We start from the raw sequence: 25956 nt of genomic DNA, 5'->3' as shown, positions 1-25956 counted from the left end.
TCCTTGTCCGGCCGTTTACTCCTCGGTGACGAACCCCTGCGTGACCATCCAGTCGCGGGCGACATCCGCGGGTTCGCGGCCCTCGACATCGACCTGCCGGTTCAGTTCGGTGATCGACTCGTTGGTCAGCAATAGCGAGATCGGTGCCATGATCTCGGCGATCCGCGGATGCGCCCGGGCGAAATCCGCGCGCATCACCAGCGCAGCATTGTACTTGGGGAAGAAGGAACGGTCGTCACGCAGCAGGACCAGGTCCAGGCCGGGAATGCGGCCGTCGGTGGCCGCGACCGAGCCGAATCCGCACTGCGTCGCGTCGGCGGTCGCCTGGTAGACGACCGCGTCCTGGACGATACGTTTGGGCACCCGGTCGCCGTCGATCCCGTACGCCCGCGTCACCCCGGGGAACCCGTCCTGACGCACATTGAACTCGGTACCGACACAGGTACTCGCCGCGGCGGGGTCGGTGGCGACGAGGTCCGCGTAGTCGGAGAGGGTCCAGGTGCCGGTGCGTTCGGCGGTCCGGCGCGCGGTCGCCAGGGCATAGGTGTTGTTCATCGGCGCCATCGCCGTCCACACCATGCCGTGCGCGGCGAGGTCGGCGTCGCGGACCGCCTCGAACTGGCCCTGTTCGTCCGGAACCGGTTTCTCGTTGCCGAGGTAGTTGACCCAGCCGGTACCGGTGTAGTCGTAGGCGATATCGATCTGTCCGTCGACCTGGGCGTCGCGGAGGCTGTTGGAACCCTGGATATTCGTCAGATCGCGGACTTCGGCGCCCGCCGCGACCAGCGCGAATTCGATGATGTAGCCGAGGGTGTTCTGTTCGGTGAAATCCTTGGAGCCCACCGTGATCGGCACACCCGCGAGCTCGGGAACCGGACGGATACTGCCCGGCCCCACCTGTAGCGGCACCGCGCTACCGGCCTGCAGACCGCACCCGGCCAGTAGCAGTACGGCGGCCAGGAGGAGCAATCGCGGTGATCGGGCGGCTCTCATGTCAACCCCCGCGGGCCGAGGAACTGTTCGGCGACCGCGCCCAGCCAGTCCACCAGCAGCGCCAGCGCGACGGCCAGGACCGCGCCGACCACCAGCGTCACATTGTCGCGCAGCTTGTATCCGGTATCGATGAGGATCCCCAGACCGCCCGCGCTGACCAGGAAGGACAGCGTCGCGGTGCCCACCGCCAGTACCAGTGAGGTACGCAACCCGGCCAGGATGTAGGGGACCGCGAGCGGGAATTCGATGCGGCGCAGGACGGTCGTCGCCGACATACCCTGGCCGCGTCCGGCGTCCACCAGCAGCGGATCCACCTCCTGGAAGCCCAGGATGGTGTTGCGCAGTACCGGTAGCAGCGAATAGAACGCGATCGGTGCCACCCCGATCCAGAAACCCGTGGTCCGGGTGAGGAGATAGAAGAGCACGATCAACCCGATCGCCGGTGCGGCGGCACCGATATTGGCGATACCGACGAAGAACGGTGCGAGCCGGCGATATCCGGGCCGGGTGAGCACCGTGCCCAGCGGTACCCCGACCACGACAACGAGCAGTACCACCGTGGCGGTGATCAGGATGTGCTGCCAGGTCACGGTGGCGATATTGCCCGGGTTGAGGCTTTCCTGCTGGGTGATCGTGAGGTCACGGCGGAACGCCCAGACCAGGACACCCGCGGTGAGCACCAGGACGAGTACCGGTTGCACGAGTAGCCGCAGGCGCTCGGCCCGCCGCTGCGCGGATCGCTTTCCCGGTACTCCCGCGGTCAGGGCGGCGGTCATGCCGGCACATCCGCGGTGGTGCTCTCGCCTGTCTCGTTCGCGGTACGCAGTGCGGCCAGATGACCGACGAGGGTGTCGATCGTGACCAGACCCGTGTACTCGCCGCGCGTCCCGGTTACCACCGCGGTCGCGTTCCGATCGCCGAGCAGCGCCGCCAGCGCCTCCTGCAGTGTCGATTCCGCGGACAGGGTTTCCACCGGCGCGGATCGGGCCTCGGTGATCGATCCGGCGTGGGCGAGTTCTGTCGCGGCGATCCAGCGCAGCGGCCGACCGCCGGCATCGAGCACGAGGACCCGGGGTTGTCCGGCGGCCGCGGTCCGCGCCACTGCCGGCGAATCGTTGTCGGCGACCGTGGCGCATTCGCCCAGCGGCACCTCGCGGATACGGGTCAGCGTCAATTGTTTGAGCGAGGCATCGGATCCGGCGAACCCGGCCACGGTGTCATCGGCCGGATCGGCCAGGATCGCGGCGGGCCGGTCGTACTGCAGGATCCGGGAACGGTCGCCCAGGACCGCGATCCGGTCGCCGAGTTTCACCGCTTCGTTGAAATCGTGGGTGACGAAGACGATGGTCTTGCCCAGTTCGACCTGTAGACGCAGCAGTTCGTCCTGGAGCGACGCGCGGGTGATCGGGTCCACCGCACCGAACGGTTCGTCCATCAACAGGATCGGCGGATCGGCGGCCAGCGCCCGCGCGACGCCCACCCGCTGCTGCTGACCACCGGAGAGCTGGCGCGGATACCGGCGCCGATAGGTCCCGGGATCCAGACCCACCAGATCGAGCATCTCGTCGGTGCGGGCGGCGATCCGCTTACGGTCCCACCCGATCAGCCCGGGAACGGTCGCGATGTTCTTCGCCACGGTCATATGGGGGAACAGCCCGGTCTGCTGGATCGAATACCCGATCCCGCGCCGTAACCGGTCGGCGTCGATCCCGGCGGCGTCGCGACCGTCGATGGTGACCGTGCCGGAGGTGGGCTCGATCAGGCGGTTGATCATCCGCATGGTGGTGGTCTTGCCACAGCCCGAGGGCCCGACCAGCACCACGATCTCACCGGCCGGAATCGTCATCGATACCGCGTCGACCGCCGGATCACGTTGTCCCGGATACTGTTTGGTCACGGCGTCGAGCACGATCTCGACCCCGGACACCGCCGGGGCGGTGCGGGTCTCGGAATCAGTCACGAATTCCCCTCGAAATGGTGAAACGTCCGACGAGGACGAAGATCCCGTCGAGAACAAGGGCCAGCGCGATGATCAGTACCGTGCCGGTCAGCGCCTGCGGTACCGCGTTGGGGCTACCGAGCCGGGCCAGCCCGGAGAAGATCGGATTGCCCAGTCCGGGGCCTTTCGCGTAGGCGGCGAGCGCGAGAATGCCCATGATCAACTGCGTGCTCACCCGCATACCGGTCAGGATCGACGGCCAGGCCAGCGGCAACTCGATCGCGGCGAGTATCCGCAGCCGGTTCATCCCGACGCCGCGCGCGGCATCCACCACCGCGGTGTCGACGGAGGAGAGGCCGATGAGTGTATTGCGCAGGATCGGCAGCAGTGCGTAGAGCACCAGGGCGGTCACCGTCGGTGCGACACCGAGGCCCATCAGCGGGATGAGCAGACCGAGCAGTGCGAACGACGGGACCGTGAGAATCGTCCCGGCCGCGGCCGTCGCGGCCGCCGATCCGAGGGGGCTGCGGTAGACCGCCACCCCGATCAGAACCGCCACGGCCGTCGCGATGAGCAGTGACTGCACAACCGCCGATACGTGCAGGTAGGAGTCCACGAAAAGCTGATTCCGCCGTTCCACGACGAAGTTCCACCACGTATCCAGGATCCGACCTCCCCTTCCGGGCCTGCAGCGAGGCTATCGCGACCTCGCCACGCCCGGACCGGTTTTCCCGGAGCACGTGCGGCCGTCGAGAGTTCGCGCGGACGTACCGGGCTGCCCGCCGCGTCCGCAGCAGGAATGCCCCCGGCCGCGGGGATCGAAACACGGTAGGCCCGATGTATCGCTCCCGGTGTGGCCGCGGTGCGCGCTGCGGTACGCCCGCGTTTCGCGTCCGGCGCAGCTCCCGGTGCGGCGGGGCCCGATGTCGGAGGCGGGGCGCGTTACTGGTCGTCGCGGTGCGGATTACCGTCGTTGTCCGGGGAATCGAGGGCGCCCGGACGCTGTCCCTTCCACAACCGGTATCCGACCATCGCGGCGACCAGGATCGCTATCACCAGGATGACGAGTAGTTCCATGACGGGCGTCTACCCCGGCCGGGTCGATCGAATCAGCGCACCGGCGGGTCGGCGGTTCGTCTCCGTGGATTCGAGCGGGCCGGCGGCCCACCCGTGGGCCTGCGCCGCCGAACCGATCGATCTGCCGAGCCTGCCGGTTCAGCGCGCGACGACGCGGACCGCTTCCATCGAGGTATCCGTGGCATCGGGGACGTTCATCCCGATTTCGTGACCGGTGCGCAGATAGTCGAGCACCGCGCGGTCGAGGCGCTCACCGGGTACGACCACCGGGATGCCGGGCGGATACGGGGTGAGTTGCTCGGCCGCGATCCGTCCCGCCGCCTCTTCGACGGGCACCATCTCGGTGGGGCCGAAGAACGCGTCGCGGGGCAGCATCGTGGTGTCGAGTTGCAGTTCGTCCGGTTCGGGCAGCCGGATATCCCGTGGGGATCGGCCCTCGGGTGCTTGCATTCGCCAGTCACCGACAGCATCGACCAGCATCGCGGACGTCTCCGCGTCGTCGGCGTAGGACAGGGTGGCGAGTATCCGCCGGTGGTCGCTGAGCCCCACGTCGATATGTCGTTCCCGGCGCAACCATTCCTCGGTGTCGTAGCCGGTGGCGCCGGTGCCGGCGATATCCAGCAGCACCTGGAGACGATCGAGGTCGTGTGAGGCTTCCACACCGAGAAGTTCGTCCTCCATCACCTGTACACCCGGTATCCGGTCCAGTTCGGTACGCGTGCGGCGGGCGGTCTGCAGGGCGGCGTCGAACAGGTCGTGGCCCCGTTCGACCATCTGCCGGCGCCACCCGTCCAGCGCCGCGTAGATGAGCACATTCGGGCTCGTGGTCATCAGTAGATCGACGCAGTGGCGCAACCGGACCGGGTCCACCAGATTGCCCTGGACGTGGAACACCGAACCCTGTTCGAACCCACCGCCCATCTTGTGCACGCTCACCACACAGATATCCGCGCCAACGTCCATCGCCCAGGTGGGCAGCCCGGGATGGAAGGGCAGATGGGCACCCCATGCCTCGTCGACGATGAGCGGCTTACCGCGCTCATGGCAGACCCGGGCGATCCCGGCGATATTCGCGCAGGTTCCGTACGGGCTGGGGCTCACGATCAGCGCCCCGGCCGCGTCCGGGTGCTGCTCCCACGCCTGCCGGACCTGCTCCGGCGACGGCGGATGGGACAGATGACGCTGTGTGTCCCAGCGCGGCGTGATCCAGCGGGGCAGCACGCCGGAGAAGATCAGCCCGGCGACGATCGATTTATGGCTGTCCCGGGCCACGAGCAAACCGTGCTCGGCACCGCCCGCCACGGCCATCATGGCCGCCTTGACCGAGAGCGAACTCCCGCAGGTCGCGAAGAACGTCTTTTCCGCGCCCACGGCATCGGCCATCAACTCCTCGGCGCGGGCCAGATGGCCGCCGCGCGCCAACCTGTCATCCAGCCCGGGAGCGGCCAGCACATCGGCGCGGAACGCGTCCGCGCCGATGACCTCCGCCACCCGTTCGTCCACACCGCGGCCCTGCCGGTGGCCGGGCGGAGTGAACCCGTAGCGGACGCAGCGCCGGTAGTCGCGCAGGGCCTCGATCAGCGGCGCACTACTGTGGTCCATCCGCCGGTCAGTGGCCACGCGGCTCACGTAGCGTCGCGCCTTCCGCGAGCTTGATGCGCCGGTGTTCGGCGACCACGATCAGTCCACCCGCGATAAGGCAGATCACGCCGGTGATTCCGGCGACGACCGCCCATCCGGCGAAACCGTAACCGGCCGCGGTGAGGGTCAGGCCGACCAGCACGATACCGATCGCCGCCAGGATGATGCCCGGCCAATTGCGGCGGTCCTCGATCGATTCACCGGCATGTGATCGGGTGGTCCGTGCGTCGTCGGGGAAGCGATGCTCGCCCGGGGAATTGCTCTGATCGGAATCGTTGGATCCGGCGACCATGGTCATATCCTTCCTGTCGAGCCGTCGACCAGGGACTTCGGTGCGAATACCCGCGCGGTGGTGGTTGAATCACCGCGGTGGCGGCCGGGTACCGGGGGCGGCGGTTCCGGATGACCCGGATCCGGGACATCCGGTCGGTCCGGGGCCGGGCCCGGTACCGGAGCGGGACCCGGCGGTTCCGGGAACGGCGGGCGGGGTTCCGGCGGTGGGCCCGGTATCGGGGGCTGTGGTTCCGGAGCCGGGCCGGGCATCGGTGGCCGGGGGGCCGGCGGGGGAGACGGGAGTGGTGGGGTGGGCGCGGGATCGGGCGCCGGATCCGGTGCGGGGGATGGGCGTTGTGGATCGGTGGCACGCATGACGATCGCTCCTGTCGGCCGAGTGCGGGCACTGTCGTGGAATCCGGGTACGGATCGCGATACCCGGAGCGTGCCCGGTGAATCACATCCATCCGCACTGTTGGTCGGCTGGGTAGTCGGGAAACTCGTTCATCGCGCGTGGCCCGCGCGTGCTGCGCGAGTTCTCCGTAGGCGCCCCGGTGGAGCGCGAAACGGTCGAAGATCGGCCGGCACTTCGGCGAGGCGGTGCCGGCCTGGAGCGCCTCGGAGCGGGCGAGGCGCATCGTTCACCTACCGACTCGATGCGGTGGGATGTCGACTACCGCCGATGCTCAGCCATGTATATCGTCATATCTGTGACGCATGCAGAAATTATGACTCATGATATCGCGCCGTCTGTGAAACCGCAGAGTGTTCTGCTGACCGTTCTCGGGCGTTATGTCCTCGACCGGGACGTGATGGTCAGCACGACCGGCCTGATCGACGTGCTGGCCTCGCTGGGTATCGGTGAGCACGCTACCCGGTCCACGCTCAACCGAATGGTCAAACGCGGCCTGCTGGACCGGCATCGCGTAGGCCGTCAGACCTATATGGTGCTGACCCCCCGATTGACCGAAATTCTGCGGGACGGGCACGTGCGGATCTGGCGTACCGGCGCGGTCGAGGCGAACTGGGACGGTTCGTGGACCATGCTGACCTTCAGTTTTCCCGAGTCCTGGCAGCGGCAGCGGCACGATCTGCGGGCCCGGCTGCAGTGGGCGGGATTCGGATCGTTGCAGGGCGGTCTGTGGATCGCGCCGTCGACGACGAATGTCCGGGAGGTCCTGGACGGGGTGGAGGGCGCCGACCGGATCCGCGTCTTCCGTAGTCGCGCCGATGCCGAGACCGATATCCCCGCCATGCTGCTCGATGCCTGGGATGTCGCGGGTATCGCGGCGCTGTACCGCGATTTCCTCGGGCGCTGGGGGGACGCGGAGCGCTCCCGATCCCATGATGCGCTGGCGGTGCAGCTCCTGCTGGTGACGGAGTGGCTGGATGTCATCCGGCAGGATCCCCGCCTGCCCGTCGAGCATCTGCCCGCGGACTGGCCGGCCGCGGCGGCGCAGCGCGCGTTCCACGAACTGCACGACCAGTTGGACGCGGTCGCCAGGGCGGAGGCCGTGGACCGGCTGGAGTTGCGTTCGCTGGAACCGCTTGCCGAGCACTGATATTAGTCATTTTCTTGACGGGGGTTGAGAATACGTCTAATGTTCGCCAGGTCACATCGGCTGCCGAAGGCGGTTTCCGTCACAGGCCCGAAGCGTGCACAGACCCACTCGATACTCATCACGTGAGGGATTCGATGAGACCGACCCGAACACAGGCGTTCGTCGCCGTCGTCGCGCTGCTGGCCCTGGCACTCGCCGGATGTACGTCGATCGACGAGAAAACAGCCGAGACCGAGCAGCTGTCCGGCCCGGGAGAGAATGCCGGCGCGCTGTACGACCGGCTACCGCAGGCGATCAAGGACAAGGGCGAAATCGTCTTCGTCGGCGATTCGCATCCGCCCTACCGCACGGTCGCCGCCGACGGGAAGACGATCACCGGCATGGATCCGGATATCCAGCAGGCACTGTCCGGCGTGCTCGGGGTCCCGATCCGTATGGAGGTCTCCAGTGGTCTTCCGGCGATGCTGTCGGGGATGCTGTCCGGTCGCTACGACGCGTTCAACGGACCGGTCAAGGCCACACCACAACGCCTGGCCGAATTCGACGGGGTGCAGTGGCTGACCAGCCGCACCTCCTATCTGCTGCCGATCAACGGAGGTATCGCCGCGCAGAGCACCGACGAGTTGTGCGGGACCCGGACCGCGGGCGTGATCGGCTCGATCACCGAGGAACAGGCCGCCAAACTGTCGGACTGGTGCGAGAGCGAGGGTAAGCGGCCGCTCGAGTTCGTCGGCCTGGCCGATACCAATGCGACCCTGCTGGCCGTGCAGTCCGGCCGTGCCGATTCGGCCGCGCTCACCCAGAGCGGTGCCATCGATACCGCCGCCGCGCAGCCCGACACCTGGCGTGCCGTCGCCCAGACCGAGGACCAGGGTGCCCGCGCCGACCAGCTGGTGTTGCTCTCACCCAAGACCAACAGTCTGGGGCCGGTTTTCTACGAGGCGTTCGAACTGCTGTTCTCCGGTGGGCAATACGCCGAGCTGGTCGCGAAATGGAAGCTCGAGGATATCGCCATCCCCGAGCCGGTGCTGAACCCCACCGCGCCGGCATGAGCCGGGAACTTCGAGCCATCCCGTGTCCGACGAACCCATGTCCGACGAACAAGGAAACGCGATGACCGCATCCCTGACCGAGCGGCCCCCGGCGGCCGTATCCGTCGCCGACGATGTTGCCGCCGCCCGGCCCCGCTTGCGACCCCTGCGCTGGATCGTCTCGGTCGTCCTGGTGGTGCTGGCCGCGCAGCTCGTGAATTTCATCGTGACGAACGAGCGGTTCGGCTGGGATATCGTCTGGGGCTATCTCTTCTATCCGACAGTCCTGAAGGGGCTGGCCATGTCGGTGTTCATCACCGTGATCGGCATGGTGGTCGGTTCGCTGCTGGGCGTGGCGCTGGCCGCGGGCCAGAACAGCGACTTCTGGCCGGTGCGCTTGGTGTGCCAGGGGTACGTGGCGATCTTCCGCGGTATCCCGCCGCTGGTTCAGTTGATCTTCTGGTTCAACCTGGCCTATCTGCTGCCGCAGCTGTCGATCGGCATCCCGTTCGGCCCGACTTTCGCCTCGTGGTCGTCCACCGAGTTGATCAGCCCGCTCACCGCCGCGTTGATCGGATTGAGCCTGCACGAGGCCGCCTATATGTCGGAGATCATCCGCTCCGGTATCGGCGCAGTCGACGCCGGTCAGCGGGACGCGGCGATGGCCATGGGTTTCAGTCGATGGCGGACGTTCTCGCGCATCATCCTGCCGCAGGCGATGCGGGTGATCGTCCCACCCACCGGCAACCAGTTCATCTCGCTGCTCAAGGGCACCTCGCTTGTCTCGGTGATCGCGATGACCGATCTCCTGTTCTCCGTCCAGCTCATCTACAACCGCACCTACCAGGTGGTGCCGCTGCTGATCGTCGCCTGTATCTGGTACCTGGCCGTGGTCTCGCTGCTCACGGTGTTCCAGCGCCGGCTCGAACGCCGCTACGGCCGCGGCGAACGGCGCGCGGGGGACCGGCCGAGTCTGTGGCGCAGCGCGCTGAATCGTGGAAGGAGCGTTCGATGAGCGATCAGACCGCCACGCCTGTGGTGCGGGTGTCGAACCTGCGCAAGGTCTATCACGGCCGTCCAGCGCTGGACGGGGTGGATCTCACCGTCGCCGAAGGAGAGGTGGTCGTCGTTCTCGGTCCCTCCGGATCGGGTAAGTCCACACTGGTGCGCTGTATCGACCAGCTGGAGAAGATCGACGGCGGGGCGATCTATCTCGACGGCGAACTCCTGGGGTTCGTGCACAGACACGGTGCCCTGCGGCCGTTGTCCGAGGATGAAATCGCCGCCCAGCGGCGCCGGATGGGCATGGTCTTCCAGCAGTTCAACTTGTTCCCGCACTGGACCGTGCTGCGCAATATCACCGAGGCCGCGGTGGCGGTGCACGGGATGTCGAAGGGCGCGGCACGGGAGCGGGCCGAAACCCTGCTGGAGAAAGTCGGCCTACCCGACAAGGCGAACGCCTATCCGCGGCAATTGTCCGGCGGCCAGCAGCAGCGCGTCGCGATAGCCCGTTCGGTGGCAACCCGGCCGCGGGTGCTGTTGTTCGACGAGCCGACCAGTGCCTTGGACCCCGAGCTGGTCGAGGAGGTGCTGACCGTGATCAAGGATCTAGCCCGTTCGGGTTTGACCATGGTCGTGGTCACCCACGAAATGGAATTCGCCCGCCAGGTCGCCGATCGTTGTGTGTTCATGGTCGACGGGAAGGTCGTCGAACAGAACACCACCGAGGAATTCTTCGAACGACCGCGGACCGAGCGGCTGCGACGGTTTCTGAGCCGTTTCAACGAATCCCGCGGCCGGGCGGCCGAACTCGTGGAGGAGACCCGATGAGCGGCACCTGCACCATTCTCGCCGTCGGGGATCTCGTTCTCGACGAACCCGGACCCGAATCGTATTTCGCACCGAGCGCGCGGCTGCTGCGGGCCGCCGATATCGCGATCGGTCATATCGAGGTCCCGCATTCGACCAGCACCGTCCAGGCCAGCACCGATGTCCCTGCCCCGCCGGCTGATCCGAAAGCGCTCGAGGCGGTCACCGACGCCGGTTTCGATATCGTCACTCTCGCCGGAAACCATCTCTACGATGTGGGCACCGAGGGGGTCCTGGATACGATCCGCTACTCGCGAGCGGCGGGACTGAAAACCGCCGGCGGGGGAGCGAACCTCGCCGCGGCCCGCGAACCCGCCGTCCACGAGGCGGCCGGGTGGCGGGTGGGCGTGCTCAGCTACAACTGTGTGGGCCCGCGGGTTTCGTGGGCGGCCTCGCAGAAGGCGGGCGCGGCCTATGTCAATGTGCTCACCCACTACGAGCTGGAATCGGCGACACCCGGCGGACCGCCCACCGTCTACACCTTCGTGGCCCCGGACAGCCTTGCGCAGATGAAGTCCGATATCCGGGCATTGCGGGCGGAAGTGGATATCGTGGTCGTCGCCCTGCACAAAGGGATCGGTCATACCCCGGCGGTACTGGCCGATTACGAATCACCTCTCGCGCAGTCCGCGGTCGACGCCGGTGCCGATATGGTGATCGGGCATCACGCGCACATCATGCGCGGGATCGAGATGTACCGCGGTAAACCGATATTCCACGGGCTCGGCAATTTCGTCACCGTGACTCGTGCGCTGACCCCGGTCGGTGGCGACTCGGCGGAACGCCGGGCGTGGGCCGCACGCCGGCAGCAGATGTTCGGATTCGTCCCGGACCCGGATATGCCGTCCTATCCCTTCCATCCGGAGAGCCGGAACACCGCGATCGCCTCGTGCACCTTCGGTCCGGACGGAACCCTCCGCGCCGGATTCGTGCCGTGCTGGATCGACGACGACGCTCGCCCCGTGCCGCTCGCCCCGGGTGATCCGCGCGGTATCGAGGTCGCCGACTATATCGAAAAGATCACCCGGGCGGCCGGTTTCGACACCCTGTTCCGCCACGACACCGACCTCGTCACGGTGGCCGAGCCCGAGCAACAGCAAAGGAAACCCTGATGGATCGACGGCCGCTGGAAGGCAAGATCGTACTCGACCTGACGACGGCGCTCGCCGGTCCGTACGCGACCCTGTTGCTCGCCGGGCTCGGCGCCCGAGTGATCAAGATCGAGAACCCGGAGCGCGGTGGTGACGCCTCCCGCAACAACTCGCCGTACATCACCCGCGACGGGTTGTCGGTACGGCGCACCACCGAGGAGGACATGTCGGTATCGATGCTCTCGCGGGGCCGGAACAAGGAGTCGATCACCCTCGACCTCAAGAAGCCCGAAGGACGGGAGGTGTTCTTCGATCTGGTCGCGCAGGCCGATATCGTCGTCGAGAACTACAGCGCCGGGGTCACCGCGCGGCTGGGTATCGATCACGGTGCCGTCGCCGCGGTGAACCCGCGAATCGTCTACACCTCGATCAGCGGATTCGGAAGCCAGGGCGGCCCGGGTACCGGCAAGGCGATGGACACCATCATCCAGGCCCTCAGCGGGGTCATGATGACCGCCGGTAGTCCCGGGGACGGTCCCATCCGGTTCGGTCTGCCCATCGGTGATCTGCTCGCCCCGCTGTTCGCGGTGATCGGCACCCTGTCGGCGGTGATCCAGGCCGGGCAGACCGGCCACGGCCAGCACGTCGACGTCTCCATGCTGGGTGCGCTCACCTCACTGGTCGCCGCCGAACCTTTCGATGCTTTCGAGATGATCGGGTTGCCCACTCGCACCGGCGATATGGTGCCGCGATTGGCGCCGTTCGGGGTCTTCCCGGCCGCCGACGGCTATTTCGCGATCTGCGGTCCCACGGACCCGTTCGCACACGGGGTACTCACCGCCATCGGCCGTGCCGACCTGATCACCGATCCGCGTTTCGCGAAGCGGGACGGCCGAGTCCACCACGCCGACGAGTTGCACGCCATGATCACGAAGTGGGCGGCCGACCGGCCGGTTGCCGAGGTGATCACCGAGCTGGAGAGTCACGGGGCGCCCTGCGCGGAGGTCCGGTCACCGCGGGACGCGGTCCGGGATCCGATCGTGCGGCAGCGCGGGGAGGTCGTTCCGCTGAGCCATCCCAGCTACGGCGAGGTGGTCGAGCTGTTCGGCAGCGGTCTGCCGATCACCATGTCCGGCAGCGACACCAGCCTCGACCGGCCCGCGCCGGCACTGGGCGAACACAACCACGAAGTGCTGGGCGAGCTGCTGGGATACGACGCGGCACGGATCGCCGCGCTGACCGAAGGCGAAGTGCTGTGAGCACACCCGCTGCCGAGTCGGGACGGCCGGTGATCGGTGTGATCGGTGGCGATGTGCCGGTAGAGATCATCGAGGCCTGCGGCGCGCATGCTCTCCGGCTTTCCGCCGCAGCGCGGACGGCGGGCGCCGATGCGGTCGAATTACTGGGTGCCGCAGTGGATTCCGTTTTCCATTCACTACTGGATCGCATCCTCGCCGGAGAGTTCGGGTGCCTGCGCGGGCTGGTTGTCTCCCGCGACTGTCAGGGATCTCTGCGACTGTTCTACGTACTGCGGATGCTGGCGGAACAGGGTCGCGCGGTGCCCGAAGTGCATCTGGTCGACCTGCTGCATCTCCCGCGTGAATCGACGCGCGACTACAACGCCGTCCAGGTCGCGAAACTGGCGGACGTCATTGCCGAATGGACCGGAACTGCTGTCACCCCAGGCGCCTTGTACGAGGCCCGGGCGGTCCGGGGGCGGCTGGGCTCCGCGCTGCGTGAGCTCCGCGCGCGCCGGGCCCTGGGTGCTGTTCCCGGTGTGACCGCGCTGCGTCTGTACACCCTCGCCCAAACGCACACCCCGGCCGACTGCCTCGCCCGGATCGGCGCAGTACTCGAAACCGCGCCGGAAGCATCGGAGGAGCCCAGGGTCTTCCTCACCGGCAGTACCGTCGACCAGGATTCGGTGTACGCCGGCCTCGAATCGGCCGGTGTACTGATCGCCGGCGAGGATCACAACTGGGGTGACCCGGTCGCCGACCTCTGGGAGACACCCACCGAGGCGACCGATCTACGTACCGCCTTCACCGATATCGCCGGGCACCGGCTGCGACTCGGACCGATGGCACAGACCTCCGGACTCTCCGATCGCGCCCGCTTCAGCGCGGCCTGCGTCCGCCGCTGCGGCGCGCAGAGGGTGCTCTCGGTCGGTCGGCGCAACGACCCGGCGCCCGGCTGGGATCGTCCGGGACTGATCCGGGAGCTCGGTCCCGATGTGCGGGTGGTGACGGTGCCCGTCGCCGGCCACCTCTGGTCGGCGGGCGAACTCGCCACCGCCGCCCAGTTGCTCACCCGGCAAGATTGCGAGGCCACGGCACGATGAACGCACCCCACACCGCCGCGGTAGCGCGGCTGGCCGCGGCGACCGCCGCGATCGCATACCAGAAGCGCTGGTTCGCGCGGATGCGCGAAGAGGTCGCCGCCGGCGCGCCACTGGCCCTGGTCAACGCCGACGCGCCGCAGGAAATCCTGCGGGCCATGGGCATCCCTTACGTGGTGAACCAGTGGTGGGCATCGGTGGTATCGGCCAAACGGATGGGCCCCGCCGCGTTGGACAGTGTCGCCGCCCGAGGTTATCCGGACGACTCGCTGCAATACGACGCGATCGGCCTGGGCTCCATGGACCTGCCGGCCGCCCACGCACCGTGGGGTGGCCTGCCCAGACCCGATTTCGTGATCGCCGAATGCAGTGCCGACGCCACCCGCAAAGTCTTCGATCTGTGGGCCGAACATCCGGATACCGAATTCTTCCCGTTCGAGAGGTCCTCGGCCACCACGGCCCCGGACAACTGGTGGGAAATCGTCCCGCACGAATGGGAACGTGCCTACGCCGAGGATCGGCTCGACCTGATGACCAGCGAGAATTGGCAACTCGTCGACTTCCTCACCGAGCGTACGGGCCGGTCCTTCGATATCGATCGGCTCGCCGAGGTGATGGCGCTGGTCAACGAGCAGGCCGAATGGAACAGGCGGACAAGGGATCTGCTCGCCGCAACCAGGCCCACCCCGGTCTCTGTCAACGACAGCATTCCCGCGGTGATGATCCCGCAGTGGCATCGCGGCAGCGTATGGGGACGAGACGCGGCGCGCGCGTTGTTCCACGAGGTCGAGCAAGCGGTGCGCGACGGCCGCGCCGTCTGCCCCGGAGAACGGGTGCGGTTGATGTGGATCGGGCGTGGTCTGTGGTTCGATCTCGGTCTTTACCAGCGGTTTCAGGAGAAGTACGGGGCGGTGTTCGTCTGGTCCATGTACCTGGCGATCGCCGCGGACGGCTACGCCCGCTACGGCGACGACCCGATGCGCGCCCTGGCGGCCCGGTTCACCGGATTCACCGACCAGTTGTACACCCCACCGCTGTCGTCGCAGTGGTATGTCAAGGAGGCGCGTAGTCACGGGGTGGACGCGGTCGTCCACCTGGTTGCCGACGATGTCCCCGGCTCGGCGTTCACCACCGAGGCCCTGGAAGTCGCCGGAATCCCGGTACTGGAGATCAACGCCGACAATGCCGATTCGCGTGGTGGGGCCGCGGCGGCGCTGGAAGCCGCCATCGGCGATTTCCTGGAGCGGCGAGTACTCGGCTGACCGCCATGCCGACCTTGCTCCCGCCCCCGCTGCGCCGGCGGAACTTCCTCCTGTACTTCTGCGGCCAGATCTGCGCCAATACCGGGGTCTGGTTCCAGAATCTGGCTTTGAGCCTGTGGATCGTCGAGACGACCGAGAGCGCACTCGCGCTCTCGCTGGTGGCGGTCTGCCAGTTCACGCCGATGCTGCTCCTGTCGGCGCCGGCCGGTGCGGTGGCCGACCGGTTCCGCCCGCGCACCATACTCTTCGTGACCGCGCCGCTCATGGCACTGTCCGCGGCGGCACTCGCAGTCACCGCGGCCTCGGGTCACGACGAACTCACCACCCTGCTGGGCATAGTCGCGCTCAGCGGAATCGTGCAGGCCTTCGACCGCACTGCGGGCCAGGCATTCCTGTACGAACTCGTCGGCGCTCGCGAGCTGGGCGCGGCGGTCTCGCTCAATACGGTCGCCCTGTCCGCGGCCCGGTCGCTGGGGCCCGGCCTGGCCGGGGTGACCTATGCCGCGGCGGGCGCCGCGACCTGCTTCACAGTCAATGCGCTCACCTACTCCGGGGTCCTGCTCGCCCTGTGCGTGATGAATCCGAAAGCCTTCGCGGAGAAACGATCTCGAACCGCGGCCACCGACAAAGGCGCAGCGCGGACGCTGCTCGCCGACCCGACCCTGCTGCGGCTCTTCGGGACAAATATCGCCGTGACCGTCCTCGCCATGAATTTCATGGTCGTCGTCACCGCCATGGTCACCATCACCCTCGACGGTGACCCGGCGCAACTGGGTGCCGCGCATACGCTCAATGCGGTGGGGGCCGTGATCGGCGGGCTGATCATCTCGACGATCACCCACCGGGGAACCCGGGTGGTGGCGCCGGCCACGGCCGTCCTCGGGATTTCGCTCGGTTCGGCGGCTCTGGCTCCGAATCCGCTGGTATTCCTCGCGATCTCGCCGCTGATCGGGCTCGGTCTGGGCGCGTTCCAGAGTTCGCTCAACAGTACGGTGCAGCAGCTGAGCCCGCCCGGTCTGCTCGGGCGTTCCGCGGGGCTGCTCACCATGAGCAGTGTCGGTGTCGCACCCGTGGGCGCGCTGATCGCCGGCTCGATCATCGACAGTTCCTCGGCGCGTATCGCACTGCTCGTCGGGACCGTCACCTGTCTCGTCTGCGGCGCCGTACTGGCGAAGGGCGGCCGGACACCCCATCCGGCGCCCGAACACGCTCCGGCTGTTCCGTAACGGACCGGTGCGCACAGGCGAGATCTGTTCTCGCCGTGATAATTTCAAGGAGATTAGTATGTCCAGATCTCGCTGGCTGGTGGCGGGTCTCGTCGGCCTGCTGGTCGTGGCGGGCGCGGTGTTCGCGATCGCGCGAACGCCCGGAATCGACTCCGCTCGAGTAGGTTTCGCCGAATACGCCCCCGACAAGCAGTTCACCGATGCGACCACCGAGACCTTCTACCTACCCATGAGCGACGGCACCCGTCTGGCGGTCCTCCTGCACCGCCCCGCCGTGAACGGAGAGGCGGTCGCGGGGAAGTTCCCGGTGATCTGGCACCACAAGCTGGATATCTACCCCAGCCCGAAGGACGGTGTGGGCCCGCGGGAAGCCGGCTACTCGAACCTCACCGCCATGACCGAGCACGGTTACATCATCGCGCAGGTGGCCCGCCGCGGTAACGGTCAATCGTTCGGGGTCCGGCGCGGCTATCACGACCGGGTCGAGGCGCAGGATGCCTACGACGTCACGGAATGGCTAGCCGCTCAGCCCTGGTCGGACGGGCAGGTCGGTGTCTACGGTTGTTCGAATACCGGTGACGCCGCAATGCACGCGGTCTCGATGCGGCCCCCGCATCTGAAAGCGGCCTTCGCCGGGTGCTTCTCGTGGAACAAGTTCGATGCCATGCGACGGGGCGGGATCGCTGCGCAATGGGGCTACGGTCCCACGCGCACCGTGGCCGACGATATGACAGTCACCCCGGTCGCCGGTGACGAGGACAAGGTCCTGCTGCGGCAGGCAGCCGAGGAGCACCAGCAATCCACCCCGCTGGCGAAGATGTGGGCCGGTATGCCGTACCGGGACGACTTCTCGCCGCTCGTCGGCTCCCGCTTCTGGGCCGAAGGCAGCCTGAGCACCTATGCCGACCAGATCCGGGAATCGGACGTGCCGCTGTACATCGTGGGCGGCTGGCGCGACGAGTTCCGGGATCAGGGAATCGTGACCGCTCTCAACACCTCCGGGTCGAAACTGCTGATCGGACCGTGGCTGCACTGTGAGAACCCGGGCCTGGCCCTGGTGCAGGAGGCGCACCGTTTCTTCGACGAGAATCTGAAGGGGATCGATACCGGTCTCGACGACGCACCCCCGATCCGCTACGCCACCGTCTCCGATATCGACGACCCCACCGGCCCCATCGACTGGCGCGAGGCCCGGGCCTGGCCGCCCACCGATTCGGGACAGACCGATTTCGTGCTCGGCGGTGACGGGGTGCTCGGCTCGTCCGCACCCGGCAACCGGAAATTCACCGTGCACACGACCGTCGAATGTCCGGACGCCGGTTCGGGATCGACCGTCCAGCCGTGCCATACGGCCGGTGAGGGCACCTCGTATACGAGCGCACCGCTCACCACGGACACCGAGGTGACCGGAACCCCGCTCGCGGATCTGACCGTCCGGGTCGACCGCACCGACGCCCATATCTTCGCCTATGTCGAGGACGTGGCACCGGACGGTACGGTCTCGGTGGTCACCGAGGGCCGGCTCACCGCCTCCCTGCGCGCGGAAGGCGAAGCGCCGTACACACTTCCGGACGGTGTCCCGTACCACCGCTCGTTCCGCGAGGACGCGCAACCGCTGACACCCGGTGAATCCGTGCGCCTGCGCTTCGACATCCTGCCGCTGTCCTATGTATTCCGCGAAGGCCACCGCATGCAGATCACGGTGACCGGCTACGACCACCGCGAGAGCATCCCGCTGCCCGATGCCCACGGGTCGGCGATCGAGGTCGTCTCCGATCCGGCGCAACCCTCGCTGGTCCGGTTGCCCGTTGCCCAGCCCTGACAATCGCCCGAATCACCAGGAGAACCATCCATGAGATTTTCCCGAACCGCCGCACTGGTGTGCGCGCTCACCGTGGCCGGTGGTCTCACCGCCTGCGGAACCGAGCAGGATGATCCCGGACCGGCCGCGGTGGCCGATGCCCGCGACGACTACCACCCCACCGTGCGTGAGGCGACCGCCGGGCTGGCCGGGCACACCGTTTTCCGGCCCGCGGACCTGGACACCTTCCCGGACGGTAGCGTCCCGGTCCTGGCCTGGGCCAACGGTGGCTGCCGCACCAGCAATATCGCTACCACCAGCTTCCTGAGCGGGATCGCGGCCCAGGGCTATATCGTGATCGCGAACGGGGCTCCCGCCGAACACCCGATCGAACAGTTGCCCGACGACACTCTCGCCCGCCCGGACCGGCTGACCGACGCGATCGACTGGGCTCTCGGCGCCGGTGGCAACCAACTCGGCGGTAAGGCCGACACCGGGAAAGTCGGCGTCATGGGCACCTCGTGCGGCGGAGTGGAGGCGCTCCTGGCCGCGTCCGACCCGCGGGTCGACGCGGTCGTGGGCCTGAATACCGGTTTCTTCCCGCGCGAACGCTTCGGCTACGAGCGCGCCGAACTGGACAAGATCGAGGTACCGACGCTGCTGTTCAACGGCGGCGACGAGGACCAGGCGAAACAGAACAGCATCGACAATTTCGAACTGCTCGATACCCCGGCGGCTCTCGTCTCCCAGGAAACCGCGGGCCACAGCGGTCTGACCTACGGCCTGGACGCCGGTGATACCAGCGGTCCCATGATGATCGCCGGCTACACCATGGTCACCGACTGGTTCGACTACACCCTGCACGGCAATGCCGAGGCGGAAGCGCAGTTCGCCGGCCCGGACTGCGGGCTGTGCACGAAACCCACCTGGACGGTCCGGACCAAGAATCTCTGAATCCGGTGGCCGGCCGGATCTCGATATGAGGGGAGATCCGGCCGGTCGGCCCCGGCAGGTGGCCGTCTCGCTGCTCATCCGGTCGACATCACGCGGTTCGCCCGGTCGTGCGGTGAGATCCGACGACCGGGCGAACGAGAATTCTCCCGCCGGCCGGGGTGCGGGGGATCGAAAGTCCGACCGTCTCTCGCGGCGGGCAACTTTCACGTGACGGCATGGAGGATGTGAATGCTGTTGTTCCGGAATGGATGCGCTGGGGACCGGGCATCGCGGACTTCTCGAGGGGCCGGAGTGGGCGGTGCCGGCCGGGCACCATCGTTTCCCGGTCGGCGGCCGCCGACCGGGGGCGCCGGTAGCCGCGGATCCGTGACCCGCGGCGCTCCCGCGCCACCGGCCGTCTCCACGGGTGTCCCCGGTCGGCAGCGCACCGCGACGTCGAGAGCCGGGTCTCGGGCGACCGTGTCTGCCTGCCGGTCGCGGGGCTCAGTCGCCGGCCCGGCGCGAGGGCAATCGGTTCCCGCCCTGTGGGTAGCGCGCACGCAGGACGTCCTTGCGGATCTTCCCGGTAGCGTTGCGGGGAATCTCGTCGAGGACCAGGGTCGATTTCGGGATCTTGTACTTGGCCAGGCGCGGAGTGAGGAAGTCGACCAGCCGCTCGTGGTCGATCTCGGTTCCGGGTGCGAGAGTGATCGCCGCGCAGCCGGTCTCGCCCCACTTCCGGTCGGGCACACCGAATACGGCGCAACTCGTCACGCCGGGCATATCGAGAATCGCGGCCTCGACCTCGGCGGGGTAGATGTTCTCGCCGCCCGAGATGATCATGTCCTTCAGGCGGTCCACGATCGTGACGAAACCGTCCGCGTCCGCCGTGCCCACATCACCGGAGCGGAACCACCGGCCGTCGGCGAACGCGTCGGTGGTGGCCTGCGGATTGTTCCAGTAGTGGCGCATGACGTTCGGTCCCGAGATCTGGATCTCGCCGCTCGCGCCGGGGGCCACCTCCCGTCCGTCCGCGTCGACGATCCGTACATCGGTGAAGAAGTGCGGAACACCCGCGGTGCCGAGTTTGCGTTCGGCATTGTCGGGGGTGAGTACGAGGGTGCCCGGGCCCGCCTCGGTGAGCCCGTAGCCCTGGCACATCTTGACGCCGCGTTCGGTGTAAGTGCGCAGGGTCCGGGGTGGTACCGGGGCGGCGCCGACGAGAATCCGGCGGATCCCGGACAGATCGGTGCCGGGCCAGCTGTCGTGTGCCGTCATCTGATCGAGCATCGTCGGCACGGCGAACGCGTAGGTGACCCGGTCGTGGTCGATCACCTCGAGCACCCGGCCGGCGTCGAAGCCCGGTTCGATGAGCACGTTTCCGCCCTTGAGGAGGGTCGGCAGGGCGACCATGTCCAGTGCGGCGGTATGGAACAGCGGGGCGCAGACGAGGGCGATCTCGTCGCTGTGCAGGTCCAGATCGATGACCGCGTTCAGCGCCGCGAAAACGATATTGCCGTGGGTGAGCACGACACCCTTCGGCCGCCCGGTGGTGCCGGAGGTGTACATGATGAAGCACGGGTCTTCCCGGCCGACCGGTTCATCGATCCGTTGGGCCGCGGCTGCGGCGAGCAGTTCTTCGTACCCCGGGGCGCCATGGTCGTCCGGACCGTCGAGGACTACACGTACGCGCAGATCCACTGCCTGTGCCGCGTCCCTCGCGATTTCGGCGGCCGCGGCGGAGTGGATCAGCACCGAGGCGCCGCAATCCCGCAGCGAGTATTCGATTTCGGCGGCGGTGAGCCGGGCGTTGAGCGGGACGAATATGGCGCCCAGCAGTCCCGCGGCGAACAGCGCTTCGAGGTACGCCGGGTGGTTCCCGCTGAGCAGTGCCACCCGGTCGCCCGAACCGACGCCGAGCCCGTTCAGGCCGTGGGCCAACCGCGTGACCCGGTCGTCGAGCTCGCGGTAGGTCGTGGTCCGGCCGCCGAAGGTGAGCGCCACCTTGTCGGGGGAGAGGCGGGAGCGCCGCAGCGGCCAGGAGCCGAGGCCTTCGTTGCGCATGGAACTCCTTCGATAGGCAGGACCGGAGGCGCGGGGTGGCCCGCGCCTCCGGAGAGCGGGGCGGGCGAGGCTACTCGAAGAAGCGGTACACGGCCTCGACGACCACGGCCGGGCGTTCGGCACCCTCGAGTTCGATCAGGGCGTCGACGGTCACCTGCAGTCCGTTCTTCGGTAGCTCCTCGGCTTTCTTCAGGGTCGCCCGCAGGCGCACGCGGCCCGCCGCGGGTACCGGGTTGGTGAAGCGCACCTTGTTCAGGCCGTAATTGACCGCCATGGTGACACTGTCGACCGTCAGGACCTCGTCCCACATCGGGATGATCAGCGACAGCGTCAGGTAGCCGTGGGCGATCGGTCCGCCGAAGGGGCTCTCCGCCTTCGCGCGTTCGGGGTCGACGTGGATCCACTGGTGGTCGCCGGTCGCGTCGGCGAATGTGTCGATGCGCTGCTGCGGGATCTCGATCCAGGAGCTCGTGCCGAGCGGCTGGCCCTCGAGTGCCGCGAGTTCGGCCAGCGTGGCGACGCGGGTGGTGGTCATGGTGTCTCCTACGGGATCGAAAAGGATCAGCGTTCGATACGGAGAGCGCGCAGTGCGTTCTCTTTGAAGATCAGCGGTCGGACTTCCGGCGCGATCTCGAGTTTCGCGAAGTCGGTCATCCAGCGGTCGACCTGGATCACCGGAAAGTCGGAGCCGAAGAGCACTTTCGACTTCAGCATCGAGTTCGCCGCCCGGACGAGCTGCGGCGGGAAGTATTTCGGCGACCAGCCGGACAGGTCGATATAGACATTGGCCTTGTGCGTGGCGATCGCGATCTGGGAGTCCACCCACGGCACCGCGGGGTGCGCCATGATCAGCGTGAGGTCCGGGAAGTCGGCGGCGACATCGTCGAGGAGCATCGGGTCCGAATACCGCAGCTTGATACCGTGCCCGCCCGGCAGACCCGCGCCGATACCGGTCTGACCGGTGTGGAAGAGGGCGGGTACGCGGGCCTCGGCCAGCGCCTCGTACAGGGGATAGAAGGCACGATCGTTGGGTTCGAATGCCTGCATACTGGGGTGGAATTTGAACCCCTTCACGCCGTACTCGTCGATGAGGCGGCGGGCGCGGCGTACCGCCGCTCGGCCCTGCCACGGGTCGACGGACCCGAACGGGATCAGGACGTCGTTGTGGGCGGCGGCCTTCTCGGCGATCTCCTCGACGGAGTTGGGCGAATGCCCGCTACCGGACTGCGCGTCGACCGTGAACACTACGGCGGCCATATTCCGCCGGCGGTAGTGCTCGGCGATCGAGTCGATAGCCGGCGTCCGGTCCTCGCCGGACTTGAAGTACTTCGCCGACGCCGCCATGAGTTCGTCGTCGAGGGATCGATGCCCACATCCGTCGATCTCGACATGGGTGTGGATATCGATCGCTTCGACGCGTTCGAAATCGATGGCGTACTCGTAACGTGTTGTCATCGCTGCCTCACTTTCCGCCACCGATCAGTTCGGCGGGGAACTCCTCGCCGACCGATTCCCGATGCTCGGACAGGTTCGGCCATTCGGCCGCGAGATCCTCGGCGGACCAACCCTCGTCGTGGTAGCTGATACCGCTGAGTTGCGGATGAGTCCAGAAGGCGACGCGGTCGCCGCCGATGGCGAAGGCCTGACCGGTGATATCGGCGGCCGCGTCGCTCGCCAGGAAGGTGATTATCCCGGCGGCGTCGTCGGGAGTACCCAGGCCGATGTCACGGCGCAGGACGGCGGGCAGCGTGCCCGTCTCCCGCGCCGCCTCGATATGAGGCCGGAAGAGGGGGACGGTCTCGGTCATCGCGGTGACCGCGACCGGGCAGACCGCGTTCGCGGTGATCCCGGCGCGCTGCAGTTCCATCGCCCAGGTGCGGACCATGCCGACGATGGCAGCCTTGGCGCCCGAGTAACTCGTCTGACCGAAGTTGCCCCGTTGGCCGGCGGGGGAACCGATGCAGATGATGCGGCCGCCCTCGCCCTGCTCGCGGAACCGCAGCACCGCCTCGCGCACACAGGTGAAGGTGCCGCGCAGGTGCACGGTGGTCACCGCGTCGAACGCCTCATCGCTCGTCTTCCACACCACGGCGTCGCGCAGGATGCCGGCATTGGTGACCATGATGTCGAGTCGGCCGAACTCCTCGACTGCCGTCGCCACGAGCTGCTGCGCCGTGTCGGTGGGTCCGACCGGGGCGACCACGGCGACCGCGCGGCCACCGGAGGCGCGGATCTCGGCGACCGCGTTGTCGGCGGTATTCCGGTCGACGTCGTTGATCACGACGGCGGCGCCGTGGCGCGCGAGATCCTTCGCGTAGGCGAGGCCGAGGCCGCGCCCGCTGCCGGTGACGACCGCCACCTTGTTGCTCAAGTCCACTTCGGCTCCTTCGGAAGGGGTTACGCATCACAAGTAAACATCTATAATTGAGAATGTCAATCATTGACTTCTGGTACTGTATGGCCGCGGAGAGTGCGAACAGGAGGGTCGATGTCTCGATCGCGGCAGGTGCAGCTGGCCGATGACCTCGGGTTTCTGCTGTCCAGAGCGGGGGGTTTGGTAGCCGCGCAGGTGAACCGGGCGCTCGCCCCGGTCGACCTCAAGGTGCGCCCCTACTCGGTGCTCATGCTCGCCTGTGAGAAGGCCGAGGGCGTGAACCAGCGGAGTGTCGCCGCCACATTGGGTCTGGACCCCAGCCAGATCGTCGCGCTGATCGACGATCTCGAACGACGCGACCTGGTCGAGCGGGTCGCCGACGCCGCGGACCGGCGCAACAAACTGATCGTGGCCACCGACGCCGGCCAGGAGTTGCTGGAGGAGGCGCACCGCCGGGTCGACGACGTGCACGCGCGGCTCTTCGGCGGACTGCCCGGCGATATCGTGAACAGCCTGAAAGAGGCATTGCGCGCAGTGGTCCTCAACGAGTGACCCGAGCCGGGAGCGTTGTCGTACCGGCTCAGGGCCCGGTGACACCGGAATCGCCCCGTACCGGGTCCGCGCGTCGCCGGGCCGCGCGGCGACGGTGGCTATGCTGCTTGTGCACCCGAGTACCTATCCGCTCCCGAAAGGTCTCCATGCCGCGTATCGCGACCACCACCCTCGTCGACCGGGCCGATCTGCTGGCGTTCCTGGGCTCCCGGCATCACGGTGTGCTCGTCACCACCCGAGCCGACGGCCGTCCGCAGATGTCGCCGGTGACCTGCGGACTGGATCCGCAGGGCCGGATCGTCGTCTCCACATATCCCGATCGCGCGAAGGCGCGCAATATCCGTCGCGAACCGCAGGTCTCGATCTGTGTGCTCTCCGACGAGTTCGACGATGCGTATGTGCAGGTCGACGGCCGCGCCGAAATTCTCGATATGCCCGAGGCGCTCGACGGGCTGGTCGACTACTACCGCGGTATCGCCGGTGAACATCCGGACTGGGACGATTACCGCGCCGCCATGGCGCGGCAGAACAAATCGCTGGTCCGGATAGCGATCGAGCGGTGGGGACCGATCGCCACGGGCGGATTCCCGCCCGATCCCGGCACCGCCGGCTGACCGTCCGGGGTTGTTCGCGGTCAGCGGGCGGCGGCGCCGATCCGCCGGCCGGCCGCGCGCATGGCCGCCAGATCGGAGGCCACGATGATCTCGGCGAACCGCGACCGATAGTCGCCGAGGTCCGCGCCCACGGAGCCCACCACCGCGTAGACGGGGGTGTGGCCGGCCCGTCCGAGAATCGCCGAGATGATCTTGCCCGCCCGGGTCTGCCCGTCGAGGCGGCCCTCCCCGACGACTATCGCGCTCGCCTCTGCCGCGAGAGCGTCGAAATCGGTGTTGTCGAGCACGTATTCCGCGCCCGAACGTAATTCGGCCCCGTACCGGGCCCACATACCGCCGGAGAAACCGCCGGCCGCGCCCGTCGCGTCGACTCCGGAGGGATCACGGGGCAGGGTGCGCGCGGTTTCGGCGAGGCGTCGGGTGAGCAGTTCGACAGTGGCCGGATCGGCCCCTTTCTGCGGTCCGAAGACCCGCGCCGCGTCCACGTACCGGGTGGTCACATCGGTGAGTACGGTGATCGACGCTCCACCGAGACCACCGGCTTCCTCGATGGCCGCGATCGCTCCGGTGCCCCCGTCGGTGGTGGCCGAACCGCCCGCGGTGACCACGATCCGCCGAGCTCCGCGTCGCACCGCCGCCGCGATGAGCATGCCGGTGCCGTAGGTATCGGCGGTCACGGGATCACGCGGACCGTCGTGCGGAGTGGTGACACCACCGGCCGCGGCGATCTCGATCACCGCCGTACCGTCTTCGGACAGGCCGAAAGTCGCGGTATACGGGGCGCCCCAGGGGTTTCGCGCCGCAGCGGTCACGTGGTGCAGTCCGAGCGGCCGGGTGAGCGCGTCGAGTGTGCCCTCGCCGCCGTCGGCGACGGGTAGGCGCACAGCTGTCGCGCCGGATTCCTCGGCGCCCGCGGCGACGGCGTCGGCGACTTCGGTGGCGGAGTAGGTGCCCTTGAAACTGTCCGGACAGACGAGAACGGTCATGCCGCGAATCCGCCGTTCGCGAGCGCCCGTCGCGCCTCGGGGCGCCGGCCGGGAACAGCGGCGAATACCGCCCGGGATCCCGGGGGCCGGGTCCCGCCGCCGAATCCCTCGATCAGTGGTTCTCGGCCGGGATCCACCGTACACACGCTCATGGCGCCGACTCTATCGGTCAGCGCGGTACCCCGGTCCCCGTGCCGGCTGCCGAACGGCTCCGGACCCGCTGCGCACGACACCGCATCCGGGCGCCCGAGGGACGCCGTACTGCAGGTCCGTCAGCGCCCGGGCACATGCATCGGTGATCGGGATGACGTCGGCCATCTCCGTCGTCCC

General features: G+C 67.8%; 26 protein-coding genes. 13 read left to right on the top strand and 13 right to left on the bottom strand.

Annotated elements, in window-relative coordinates; all coding sequences use genetic code 11:
* Nucleotides 1-15: 15 nt before the first annotated feature.
* From ACWEWT_RS29070 to ACWEWT_RS29040, 7 genes are all read right to left on the bottom strand, one after another.
* Nucleotides 16-993, bottom strand: coding sequence for a glycine betaine ABC transporter substrate-binding protein (locus tag ACWEWT_RS29070; protein ID WP_452563694.1), 978 nt, complete (start codon nucleotides 991-993; stop codon nucleotides 16-18).
* Entirely contained in the window at nucleotides 990-1769 is a 780-nt protein-coding gene (locus ACWEWT_RS29065; RefSeq protein WP_452563692.1) for an ABC transporter permease, read from the bottom strand. Before ACWEWT_RS29065 ends, ACWEWT_RS29070 begins: the two co-directional genes overlap by 4 nt.
* Complete coding sequence (locus ACWEWT_RS29060; protein WP_452563690.1) at nucleotides 1766-2953, bottom strand: ABC transporter ATP-binding protein; 1188 nt, start codon at nucleotides 2951-2953, stop codon at nucleotides 1766-1768. Before ACWEWT_RS29060 ends, ACWEWT_RS29065 begins: the two co-directional genes overlap by 4 nt.
* On the bottom strand, nucleotides 2946-3596 hold the full coding sequence (locus ACWEWT_RS29055) for an ABC transporter permease (protein ID WP_452563762.1): 651 nt from the start codon (nucleotides 3594-3596) through the stop codon (nucleotides 2946-2948). Before ACWEWT_RS29055 ends, ACWEWT_RS29060 begins: the two co-directional genes overlap by 8 nt.
* Before the next feature lie 278 nt (nucleotides 3597-3874).
* A complete protein-coding gene (locus ACWEWT_RS29050; RefSeq protein WP_452563689.1) occupies nucleotides 3875-4009 on the bottom strand; it encodes a hypothetical protein in 135 nt (44 codons plus the stop codon).
* Nucleotides 4010-4147: 138 nt separating this feature from the next.
* Nucleotides 4148-5611 (bottom strand): aminotransferase class I/II-fold pyridoxal phosphate-dependent enzyme, encoded by a 1464-nt coding sequence (locus ACWEWT_RS29045; protein WP_452563687.1) that lies wholly within the window; start codon nucleotides 5609-5611, stop codon nucleotides 4148-4150.
* A gap of 7 nt (nucleotides 5612-5618) precedes the next feature.
* Nucleotides 5619-5948 carry a hypothetical protein gene (locus tag ACWEWT_RS29040; RefSeq protein WP_452563686.1) on the bottom strand — a complete coding sequence of 110 codons (330 nt, stop codon included), beginning with the start codon at nucleotides 5946-5948 and terminating at the stop codon, nucleotides 5619-5621.
* A gap of 727 nt (nucleotides 5949-6675) precedes the next feature.
* Between ACWEWT_RS29040 and ACWEWT_RS29035 the strand changes: the two genes are divergently transcribed.
* The 11 genes from ACWEWT_RS29035 (at nucleotide 6676) to ACWEWT_RS28985 (ending at nucleotide 19057) form a co-directional block, all read left to right on the top strand.
* The gene (locus tag ACWEWT_RS29035) at nucleotides 6676-7485 is read left to right on the top strand and encodes a PaaX family transcriptional regulator (protein ID WP_452563684.1); all 810 of its coding nucleotides are present in this window, start codon (nucleotides 6676-6678) and stop codon (nucleotides 7483-7485) included.
* A 134-nt stretch (nucleotides 7486-7619) separates the two neighbouring features.
* Entirely contained in the window at nucleotides 7620-8537 is a 918-nt protein-coding gene (locus ACWEWT_RS29030; protein ID WP_452563682.1) for a transporter substrate-binding domain-containing protein, read from the top strand.
* A gap of 61 nt (nucleotides 8538-8598) precedes the next feature.
* Complete coding sequence (locus ACWEWT_RS29025; protein ID WP_452563680.1) at nucleotides 8599-9531, top strand: amino acid ABC transporter permease; 933 nt, start codon at nucleotides 8599-8601, stop codon at nucleotides 9529-9531.
* Entirely contained in the window at nucleotides 9528-10346 is an 819-nt protein-coding gene (locus ACWEWT_RS29020) for an amino acid ABC transporter ATP-binding protein (protein ID WP_452563678.1), read from the top strand. The genes ACWEWT_RS29025 and ACWEWT_RS29020 overlap by 4 nt, the downstream gene beginning before the upstream one ends.
* A complete protein-coding gene (locus tag ACWEWT_RS29015) occupies nucleotides 10343-11497 on the top strand; it encodes a CapA family protein (RefSeq protein ID WP_452563676.1) in 1155 nt (384 codons plus the stop codon). The genes ACWEWT_RS29020 and ACWEWT_RS29015 overlap by 4 nt, the downstream gene beginning before the upstream one ends.
* Nucleotides 11497-12735 (top strand): CaiB/BaiF CoA transferase family protein, encoded by a 1239-nt coding sequence (locus ACWEWT_RS29010; protein ID WP_452563674.1) that lies wholly within the window; start codon nucleotides 11497-11499, stop codon nucleotides 12733-12735. The genes ACWEWT_RS29015 and ACWEWT_RS29010 overlap by 1 nt, the downstream gene beginning before the upstream one ends.
* On the top strand, nucleotides 12732-13817 hold the full coding sequence (locus ACWEWT_RS29005; RefSeq protein ID WP_452563672.1) for a 2-hydroxyacyl-CoA dehydratase: 1086 nt from the start codon (nucleotides 12732-12734) through the stop codon (nucleotides 13815-13817). Before ACWEWT_RS29010 ends, ACWEWT_RS29005 begins: the two co-directional genes overlap by 4 nt.
* On the top strand, nucleotides 13814-15076 hold the full coding sequence (locus ACWEWT_RS29000) for a 2-hydroxyacyl-CoA dehydratase (RefSeq protein WP_452563670.1): 1263 nt from the start codon (nucleotides 13814-13816) through the stop codon (nucleotides 15074-15076). Before ACWEWT_RS29005 ends, ACWEWT_RS29000 begins: the two co-directional genes overlap by 4 nt.
* Nucleotides 15077-15081: 5 nt before the next feature.
* Entirely contained in the window at nucleotides 15082-16302 is a 1221-nt protein-coding gene (locus ACWEWT_RS28995; RefSeq protein WP_452563668.1) for an MFS transporter, read from the top strand.
* Nucleotides 16303-16360: 58 nt separating this feature from the next.
* The gene (locus ACWEWT_RS28990; protein WP_452563666.1) at nucleotides 16361-18124 is read left to right on the top strand and encodes a CocE/NonD family hydrolase; all 1764 of its coding nucleotides are present in this window, start codon (nucleotides 16361-16363) and stop codon (nucleotides 18122-18124) included.
* 30 nt (nucleotides 18125-18154) lie between these two features.
* The gene (locus ACWEWT_RS28985) at nucleotides 18155-19057 is read left to right on the top strand and encodes an alpha/beta hydrolase family protein (RefSeq protein ID WP_452563665.1); all 903 of its coding nucleotides are present in this window, start codon (nucleotides 18155-18157) and stop codon (nucleotides 19055-19057) included.
* 483 nt (nucleotides 19058-19540) lie between these two features.
* Here the strand turns inward: ACWEWT_RS28985 and ACWEWT_RS28980 are convergent, their stop codons facing one another.
* The 4 genes from ACWEWT_RS28980 to ACWEWT_RS28965 form a co-directional block, all read right to left on the bottom strand.
* Complete coding sequence (locus ACWEWT_RS28980) at nucleotides 19541-21100, bottom strand: acyl-CoA synthetase (RefSeq protein WP_452563663.1); 1560 nt, start codon at nucleotides 21098-21100, stop codon at nucleotides 19541-19543.
* Between the two features lie 70 nt (nucleotides 21101-21170).
* Nucleotides 21171-21635, bottom strand: coding sequence for a p-hydroxycinnamoyl-CoA hydratase (gene couM / locus ACWEWT_RS28975; RefSeq protein ID WP_452563662.1), 465 nt, complete (start codon nucleotides 21633-21635; stop codon nucleotides 21171-21173).
* A 26-nt stretch (nucleotides 21636-21661) separates the two neighbouring features.
* A complete protein-coding gene (gene couO, locus ACWEWT_RS28970; protein ID WP_452563661.1) occupies nucleotides 21662-22555 on the bottom strand; it encodes a 4-hydroxyphenyl-beta-ketoacyl-CoA hydrolase in 894 nt (297 codons plus the stop codon).
* Nucleotides 22556-22562: 7 nt separating this feature from the next.
* Nucleotides 22563-23477: an SDR family NAD(P)-dependent oxidoreductase gene (locus tag ACWEWT_RS28965; RefSeq protein WP_452563660.1), complete on the bottom strand. Its 915-nt coding sequence runs from the start codon at nucleotides 23475-23477 to the stop codon at nucleotides 22563-22565.
* Nucleotides 23478-23588: 111 nt separating this feature from the next.
* Here ACWEWT_RS28965 and ACWEWT_RS28960 point away from each other — a divergent pair, with 111 nt between their 5' ends.
* Both ACWEWT_RS28960 and ACWEWT_RS28955 read left to right on the top strand, forming a co-directional pair.
* A complete protein-coding gene (locus ACWEWT_RS28960) occupies nucleotides 23589-24026 on the top strand; it encodes a MarR family winged helix-turn-helix transcriptional regulator (protein ID WP_452563659.1) in 438 nt (145 codons plus the stop codon).
* Between the two features lie 146 nt (nucleotides 24027-24172).
* Nucleotides 24173-24640 carry a PPOX class F420-dependent oxidoreductase gene (locus ACWEWT_RS28955; RefSeq protein ID WP_452563657.1) on the top strand — a complete coding sequence of 156 codons (468 nt, stop codon included), beginning with the start codon at nucleotides 24173-24175 and terminating at the stop codon, nucleotides 24638-24640.
* A 20-nt stretch (nucleotides 24641-24660) separates the two neighbouring features.
* Here ACWEWT_RS28955 and ACWEWT_RS28950 read toward each other — a convergent pair whose 3' ends face one another.
* The gene (locus tag ACWEWT_RS28950) at nucleotides 24661-25626 is read right to left on the bottom strand and encodes a glycerate kinase (protein WP_452563655.1); all 966 of its coding nucleotides are present in this window, start codon (nucleotides 25624-25626) and stop codon (nucleotides 24661-24663) included.
* Nucleotides 25623-25778, bottom strand: coding sequence for a hypothetical protein (locus ACWEWT_RS28945; protein WP_452563654.1), 156 nt, complete (start codon nucleotides 25776-25778; stop codon nucleotides 25623-25625). Before ACWEWT_RS28945 ends, ACWEWT_RS28950 begins: the two co-directional genes overlap by 4 nt.
* Between the last annotated feature and the right edge of the window lie 178 nt (nucleotides 25779-25956).

It is taken from the genome of Nocardia sp. NPDC003963 (assembly GCF_053605105.1).
The sequence above is the reverse complement of the archived record's forward strand: the minus strand, read 5'-3'. Positions and strand labels throughout refer to the sequence as shown.

What these genes read in the sequence shown, in the direction of transcription:
- ACWEWT_RS29015 (WP_452563676.1), top strand. Translation starts at nt 10,343, where the DNA reads ATGAGCGGCACCTGCACCATTCTCGCCGTCGGGGATCTCGTTCTCGAC.
- ACWEWT_RS28990 (WP_452563666.1), top strand. Translation starts at nt 16,361, where the DNA reads ATGTCCAGATCTCGCTGGCTGGTGGCGGGTCTCGTCGGCCTGCTGGTC.
- ACWEWT_RS28950 (WP_452563655.1), bottom strand. Translation starts at nt 25,626, where the DNA reads ATGACCGTTCTCGTCTGTCCGGACAGTTTCAAGGGCACCTACTCCGCC.
- ACWEWT_RS28985 (WP_452563665.1), top strand. Translation starts at nt 18,155, where the DNA reads ATGAGATTTTCCCGAACCGCCGCACTGGTGTGCGCGCTCACCGTGGCC.
- ACWEWT_RS28960 (WP_452563659.1), top strand. Translation starts at nt 23,589, where the DNA reads ATGTCTCGATCGCGGCAGGTGCAGCTGGCCGATGACCTCGGGTTTCTG.
- ACWEWT_RS29070 (WP_452563694.1), bottom strand. Translation starts at nt 993, where the DNA reads ATGAGAGCCGCCCGATCACCGCGATTGCTCCTCCTGGCCGCCGTACTG.
- ACWEWT_RS28955 (WP_452563657.1), top strand. Translation starts at nt 24,173, where the DNA reads ATGCCGCGTATCGCGACCACCACCCTCGTCGACCGGGCCGATCTGCTG.
- ACWEWT_RS29030 (WP_452563682.1), top strand. Translation starts at nt 7,620, where the DNA reads ATGAGACCGACCCGAACACAGGCGTTCGTCGCCGTCGTCGCGCTGCTG.
- ACWEWT_RS29025 (WP_452563680.1), top strand. Translation starts at nt 8,599, where the DNA reads ATGACCGCATCCCTGACCGAGCGGCCCCCGGCGGCCGTATCCGTCGCC.
- ACWEWT_RS28995 (WP_452563668.1), top strand. Translation starts at nt 15,082, where the DNA reads ATGCCGACCTTGCTCCCGCCCCCGCTGCGCCGGCGGAACTTCCTCCTG.
- ACWEWT_RS29010 (WP_452563674.1), top strand. Translation starts at nt 11,497, where the DNA reads ATGGATCGACGGCCGCTGGAAGGCAAGATCGTACTCGACCTGACGACG.
- couO (WP_452563661.1), bottom strand. Translation starts at nt 22,555, where the DNA reads ATGACAACACGTTACGAGTACGCCATCGATTTCGAACGCGTCGAAGCG.
- ACWEWT_RS29020 (WP_452563678.1), top strand. Translation starts at nt 9,528, where the DNA reads ATGAGCGATCAGACCGCCACGCCTGTGGTGCGGGTGTCGAACCTGCGC.
- ACWEWT_RS29065 (WP_452563692.1), bottom strand. Translation starts at nt 1,769, where the DNA reads ATGACCGCCGCCCTGACCGCGGGAGTACCGGGAAAGCGATCCGCGCAG.
- ACWEWT_RS28945 (WP_452563654.1), bottom strand. Translation starts at nt 25,778, where the DNA reads ATGAGCGTGTGTACGGTGGATCCCGGCCGAGAACCACTGATCGAGGGA.
- couM (WP_452563662.1), bottom strand. Translation starts at nt 21,635, where the DNA reads ATGACCACCACCCGCGTCGCCACGCTGGCCGAACTCGCGGCACTCGAG.
- ACWEWT_RS29040 (WP_452563686.1), bottom strand. Translation starts at nt 5,948, where the DNA reads ATGACCATGGTCGCCGGATCCAACGATTCCGATCAGAGCAATTCCCCG.
- ACWEWT_RS28980 (WP_452563663.1), bottom strand. Translation starts at nt 21,100, where the DNA reads ATGCGCAACGAAGGCCTCGGCTCCTGGCCGCTGCGGCGCTCCCGCCTC.
- ACWEWT_RS29000 (WP_452563670.1), top strand. Translation starts at nt 13,814, where the DNA reads ATGAACGCACCCCACACCGCCGCGGTAGCGCGGCTGGCCGCGGCGACC.
- ACWEWT_RS29045 (WP_452563687.1), bottom strand. Translation starts at nt 5,611, where the DNA reads ATGGACCACAGTAGTGCGCCGCTGATCGAGGCCCTGCGCGACTACCGG.
- ACWEWT_RS29050 (WP_452563689.1), bottom strand. Translation starts at nt 4,009, where the DNA reads ATGGAACTACTCGTCATCCTGGTGATAGCGATCCTGGTCGCCGCGATG.